This window comes from Enterobacter sp. RIT418, from assembly GCF_003057745.1.
Taxonomy (GTDB): domain Bacteria; phylum Pseudomonadota; class Gammaproteobacteria; order Enterobacterales; family Enterobacteriaceae; genus Enterobacter.
The window spans coordinates 243,288-249,435 of record NZ_QBJD02000007.1 but is presented as its reverse complement, the minus strand read 5'-3'; the positions used below and the strand labels follow the sequence as shown (position 1 = coordinate 249,435).

Sequence of the window (6,148 nt, the reverse complement as noted above, 5' to 3'; positions counted from 1 at the left end):
GGGAGAGGGCTAGGGTGAGGGGTTGCTGTTTATACCGCGGTTTGGAAGATCACCCCGTCGGCCTTCTCGGTGTACTGAGAGAGCTGGTCGAAGTTCAGATAGCGATAGGTATCCACCGCCGTCTTATCAACCTGCGCGACGAAGGTCTGATACTCTTCCGGCGTTGGCAGCTTGCCAATCAGCGCCGCAACCGCCGCCAGCTCCGCTGAGGCCAGGAAGACGTTAGCTCCCGTACCTAAACGGTTAGGGAAGTTACGGGTAGAGGTAGAGACCACCGTCGCACCGTCCGCCACGCGCGCCTGGTTGCCCATACACAGGGAACAGCCAGGGATTTCGATACGCGCACCGCTTTTGCCAAACACGCTGTAGTAGCCTTCTTCGGTCAGCTGCGCCGCGTCCATACGGGTTGGCGGAGCTACCCACAGGCGGGTTGGCAGCTGGCCTTTGTGGGTATCCAGCAGCTTGCCGGCCGCGCGGAAGTGGCCGATGTTGGTCATGCAGGAGCCGATAAACACTTCGTCGATCTTCTCGCCCTGAACCTCGGACAGCGGACGCGCGTCGTCCGGATCGTTTGGCGCACACAGGATTGGCTCTTTGATGTCCGCCAGATCGATGTCGATCACCGCCGCATACTCTGCGTCAGCGTCGGCTTCCAGCAGCTGCGGATCGGCCAACCATTTTTCCATCCCCTGGATACGGCGCTCCAGCGTACGACGGTCACCGTAGCCCTCTGCAATCATCCACTTCAGCAGCACGATGTTGGAGGTCAGGTACTCTTCGATTGGCGCTTTGTTCAGCTTGATGGTACAGCCCGCGGCGGAACGCTCGGCGGAGGCATCGGTCAGCTCGAACGCCTGCTCCACCTTCAGGTCCGGCAGACCTTCAATCTCCAGAATGCGGCCAGAGAAGATGTTTTTCTTCCCTTTCTTCTCAACGGTCAGCAGGCCCTGTTTAATCGCATACAGCGGGATCGCATGAACAAGGTCGCGCAGGGTGATGCCCGGCTGCATTTTGCCTTTGAAGCGCACCAGCACGGACTCCGGCATATCCAGCGGCATCACGCCGGTCGCTGCGGCAAACGCCACCAGACCTGACCCGGCCGGGAAGGAGATCCCGATTGGGAAGCGGGTATGGGAGTCGCCGCCGGTGCCCACGGTATCCGGCAGCAGCATGCGGTTCAGCCAGGAGTGGATTACGCCGTCGCCAGGACGCAGGGAAACGCCGCCGCGGTTCATGATGAAGTCCGGCAGCGTATGATGCGTGGTGACGTCAACCGGCTTCGGATAGGCCGCGGTGTGGCAGAAGGACTGCATCACCAGATCGGAAGAGAAGCCCAGGCACGCCAGGTCCTTCAGCTCGTCGCGAGTCATTGGGCCGGTGGTGTCCTGAGAGCCTACTGAGGTCATCTTCGGCTCGCAGTACGCGCCCGGACGCACGCCCGCTACGCCGCACGCGCGGCCGACCATTTTCTGCGCCAGCGAGTAGCCGCGGCTGCTTTCCGCCACGTCCTTCGCCTGACGGAACACGTCAGAGTGCGGCAGCCCCAGCACTTCACGCGCCTTGGTGGTCAGGCCGCGGCCGATGATCAGCGGGATACGGCCACCGGCGCGCACTTCGTCGATCAGCACGTCGGTTTTCAGCTCGAAGCTGGCAAGCAGTTCGTTGGTTTCGTGGTTACGCACTTCACCTTTGAACGGGTAAACGTCAATCACGTCTCCCATGTTCAGGTTGCTTACGTCCACTTCAATCGGCAGCGCGCCCGCATCTTCCATGGTGTTGAAGAAGATAGGTGCAATTTTGCCGCCAAGGCACAGGCCGCCGCCGCGCTTGTTCGGCACGTGCGGAATATCGTCGCCCATGAACCACAGCACGGAGTTTGTCGCGGACTTACGGGAAGAGCCGGTGCCCACAACGTCACCCACGTAGGCCAGCGGGAAGCCTTTCTTCTGCAGCGCTTCGATCTGCTTGATTGGGCCTACGGCACCAGGCTGATCCGGCTCAATGCCTTCACGGGCGTTTTTCAGCATCGCCAGGGCGTGCAGAGGGATATCCGGGCGGGACCATGCGTCCGGCGCCGGAGAGAGGTCGTCGGTATTGGTTTCACCGGTAACTTTAAAGACGGTAACGGTGATCTTTTCAGCCAGAGCTGGACGGTTCAGGAACCATTCGGCATCGGCCCAGGACTGCATCACCTGCTTCGCGTAGACGTTGCCCGCTTTGGCTTTTTCTTCCACATCGTAGAAGTTATCGAACATCAGCAGCGTAGAAGAGAGCGCTTTGGCGGCAATCGGCGCCAGCTTGTCGTTATCCAGCGCGTCAATCAGCGGGTGAATGTTGTAGCCGCCCTGCATGGTGCCGAGCAGTTCAATCGCTTTTTCAGGAGTGACCAGCGGGGAGGTTGCTTCGCCTTTAGCAACGGCGGCAAGGAATCCGGCTTTAACGTAGGCAGCTTCATCTACGCCAGGCGGTACGCGATTGATCAGCAGATCTAACAGGAATTCTTCTTCGCCCTTGGGCGGGTTCTTCAGCAGCTCGACGAGCGCGGCCATTTGGGTTGCATCTAAAGGTTTGGGTACAATTCCCTCGGCGGCACGTTCTGCTACGTGCTTACGGTATTCTTCTAGCACGACGGTTCTCCTCGCTCTCATTGTCAATTGCGGCCGGCGTTCTCTTCACGCTCCTGTGAGACAGCAGTTTGTAGGGTAAATGCCCGATACCGCGTCGGGCAGCATAGCAGGATTTCTGCACAGTGTTAATCCGTTTACAAAAAAGCAACATTAAATGATTTGCTGAATCGTTAAGGATGGTATAGCGGGCAGGTAAGACGAATGGTCGCGACAAAATCCAGTCAACAGCGATGCGCGGAATCCCCTCACTGGCAATATCATTGTGTAATAAATGCACACACTCTTTATCCGGACGCATCGGGTAAATTCCCAACAAAAGCTAAAACTGTAAATGACGGGTGAATGATACTCGCGGCAATTAAAACGCCTCACGGCACGGTACGGGTCTCGTTGGAGCCATTCTATGAAGTTGCCTTTTAAGCCACACCTGCTCGTTCTCCTGTGCAGCACCGGACTCTTTGCCGCCTCGGGCGTGATGTTCGTCAAAAGCCGCGCCACCGAAACGCCCGCGCCAGTTTCTCAGCAGCAGCCTGCCCCACCGGCCGCGCCGCCTGCACCGGTTATCGCCCCGACCTACACTGCGGCACAGCTGGACCAGTGGACGGCGCCGATTGCGCTCTACCCGGACGCGCTCCTGTCACAGATCCTGATGGCCTCAACCTATCCGTCAAACGTGATTCAGGCCGCGCAGTGGTCGCAGGACAATCCAAAACTGCAGGGCGATGCGGCGATCCAGGCGGTTTCCAGCCAGCCGTGGGATGCCAGCGTGAAGTCGCTGGTGGCTTTCCCGCAGCTGATGTCGCTGCTGGGCGGCAATCCGGAATGGGTGCAGAACCTGGGCAACGCGTTTCTTGCCCAGCCAAAAGACGTGATGGACTCCGTGCAGCGGCTGCGCGCGCTGGCGCAGCAAACCGGTGCGCTGAAATCGTCGCCACAGCAGACGGTAAGCGTGGAGAAAAAATCGGCGCCAGTCCAAAGCACAACAGCCGCTGCGATAGCACCTGCCAGCCCGACGATTATAAAAATCGAACCTGCCGATCCTCAGGTTGTTTACGTACCGACCTATAATCCGTCCACTGTCTACGGAGCATGGCCAAACGCCAGCTACCCTCCGGTGTACCTGCCGCCCTCTCCCGGCGAGCAGTTCAGCAATAGCTTTGTGAACGGGCTGGGCTTCAGCCTCGGGGTTGCCACCACGTACGCGCTGTTTAGCAATATCGACTGGGACGACGATGACCATCACCATGATGATGACCACCACCATGACGACTATCACCACGATGGTTACACCCATAACGGCGATAACATCAATATCAATGTGAATAATTTCAACAAGATCACGGGCGAGCACCGCACGGACAACACTATGCTCTGGCAGCACAATCCTGGCTACCGTAACGGCGTACCTTACCCCAACGGTAAGGTCGCCAGCCAGTTTCATCCAACGAGCACGCCCACGGGGCTGAGCGCCACGCCGCATCAGGCGGCCAGTCGCGACAGCCAGCGGCAGGCGGCGATGGCGCAGGTGCAAAAGTCGACGGGGAAATCGCTTTCACAGCTCCAGGCTACCCGACCTTTGCAGCATCAGCCATCCAGTCAGCAGCTTAAGCAGATTTCGCAGCGAAATAACTTCCGCGGCTACGACGCTGCGAAACCGCACGCGCTCTCCGGCGAAACGCACGGACAGCATGCCCTTCAGCCCTCCTCGCTGCAGCACCAGACGTTCAGGGCCAATGCCCTCAGCGGGAACGAAAGCCGCGCGGCAAGCTGGCGTGCCCAGCAGCAGCGCGGCCTGCAAAGCCGGCAGCTCGCTACGCATATATCGCAGCATCCGTTACCGGCCGCGCGGCCTTTACCTCATGACATTCGCCATCGTTAAGAGAGCTAACATGAAGATGACTTTACTCAGCGGTGTGGCGCTGTTCATGGCATCCACCGTCGCCGTGGCGCAACAGCAGTTCAGCACGCCTGAACAAGCTACCGATGCCTTAACGCAGGCCATCAGCGAGCAGAATGAAGGTGCGATGGGAAATCTGCTTGGTGAAAACTGGCGCAACGTTCTGCCGCCGGAGGGCGTTGACCCCGAAGCCGTCGCCCGGTTCCTGCGCGACTGGAAGGTGAAACACACCACGATTGTGAGCGGCGACACGGCGCACCTGATTGTGGGCGAGAACGCCTGGCAGCTGCCGATCCCCGTCGTGAAAACGTCAAACGGCTGGCAGTTTGATATGCAGCAGGCCGCGGACGAAATTTTGACGCGCGAAATCGGGCGCAACGAGCTTGCCGCCATCGAAGCGCTGCATGCCTACGTGGACGCCCAGCAAAGCTATTTCGCCCTCAACCAGACCTACGCGGCGAAAATCGTCAGCTCGAAGGGGAAAAAAGATGGCCTTTACTGGCCCGTATCGCCCGGCGAAGCGCCCAGCCCGCTGGGGCCTGCGTTTAGCCCGCCAGAGCCTGGCGCAGGCTATCACGGTTATCGATTCAAGATCCTGCCTGATAGGCACGGCTTTGCAATGGTCGCCTGGCCGGTCAGCTACGGACAGACGGGGGTGATGAGCTTTGTGGTTAATCAGAGCGACAGGGTATACGAGACAAATTTGGGCAGCGATACCGCGCAAAAAGCGCAGGCGTTAGCCGCATTCAGCCCTGATAGTGCCTGGCAGCCCGTCGCGCCGTAAAGCATTAACGTGAAGGCCGGATAAGGCTTCCCTCTATCCGGCCATTTTATTACAGAATATTGGCAACCGATTTTGCCAGCTGCGCTTCAAGCACCGGCTTCGCCTCTTCAAACTTCAGGTTCACCTTGTTGGCGTTCGACACCACGCGGGTCTGGTACTTCGCGCGATCGCCCTGCTCGCTGCTGGTCTGCAGCTTCACGCCGGACGTCCCCTGACGCAGCGCCGCGATGTTGTCAGTGGTCACTTTCGCCTTGCTGCGCTCGGAAATCTGCAGATCGGTGACCATGGTGTAGTTCACATCTTCTACCATCGCATCCGCCGCCATGCCGATCAGGCCTGCCGCCAGGCCCACGCCCAGGGCGGCACCGGAGGAGTTGCTGTTGTACGCAGTGATACCGGCACCCAGCGCGGCGCCCACGGCGGCACCTTCATAGCCGGTTTTCAGGAAGCCCTGCGCTTCGCGAAGGTCCATTTTGTCCGCTTTCAGCACGTTCGCCTGCACCCAGTAGTAGGCGCTGTCGGGAGAACTGGTCACCTTATAGCCCTTCGCCGTCAGCTCGTTCGCCAGCTGAGCCTGCAGGTTGCTCATGTCTTTATCAGAGGTATTTTTCACCTGAATGTAGACCGTTTTTTCGCTGGAAGGCTCCAGCCAGACGGTTTCGCTCATCTGGGTTTTAACTTCCAGATTACGTTTCTTCACCGCGGTGGTCATTGCCCCGCATCCGGCCAGCGTCATCGTCGCTGCCACTAAGCCAACTACCGCTACTTTCTTAAAAGACATATGTTTTCCTTTGCCTGGTAATAATAATCCGGCGCATCATAACGATGAGCCGATCAACC

General features: G+C 58.9%; 4 protein-coding genes. 2 read left to right on the top strand and 2 right to left on the bottom strand.

The window, feature by feature from the left end; genetic code table 11:
• Nucleotides 1-29 precede the first annotated feature (29 nt).
• On the bottom strand, nt 30-2,627 hold the full coding sequence (acnB, locus tag DBY73_RS10860) for a bifunctional aconitate hydratase 2/2-methylisocitrate dehydratase (RefSeq protein WP_112011151.1): 2,598 nt from the start codon (nt 2,625-2,627) through the stop codon (nt 30-32).
• Nucleotides 2,628-3,030: 403 nt separating this feature from the next.
• On the opposite strand from acnB, the gene DBY73_RS10845 reads away from it, so the two are divergent.
• A complete protein-coding gene (locus tag DBY73_RS10845) occupies nt 3,031-4,506 on the top strand; it encodes a DUF3300 domain-containing protein (protein ID WP_112011150.1) in 1,476 nt (491 codons plus the stop codon).
• 10 nt (nt 4,507-4,516) lie between these two features.
• Entirely contained in the window at nt 4,517-5,308 is a 792-nt protein-coding gene (locus DBY73_RS10840) for a DUF2950 family protein (protein WP_112011149.1), read from the top strand.
• 49 nt (nt 5,309-5,357) lie between these two features.
• On the opposite strand, the gene traT is transcribed toward DBY73_RS10840, so the two are convergent.
• The gene (traT, locus tag DBY73_RS10835) at nt 5,358-6,089 is read right to left on the bottom strand and encodes a conjugal transfer complement resistance protein TraT (protein WP_112011148.1); all 732 of its coding nucleotides are present in this window, start codon (nt 6,087-6,089) and stop codon (nt 5,358-5,360) included.
• Nucleotides 6,090-6,148: the final 59 nt, after the last annotated feature.

What these genes read in the sequence shown, in the direction of transcription:
- DBY73_RS10845 (WP_112011150.1), top strand. Translation starts at nt 3,031, where the DNA reads ATGAAGTTGCCTTTTAAGCCACACCTGCTCGTTCTCCTGTGCAGCACC.
- DBY73_RS10840 (WP_112011149.1), top strand. Translation starts at nt 4,517, where the DNA reads ATGAAGATGACTTTACTCAGCGGTGTGGCGCTGTTCATGGCATCCACC.
- traT (WP_112011148.1), bottom strand. Translation starts at nt 6,089, where the DNA reads ATGTCTTTTAAGAAAGTAGCGGTAGTTGGCTTAGTGGCAGCGACGATG.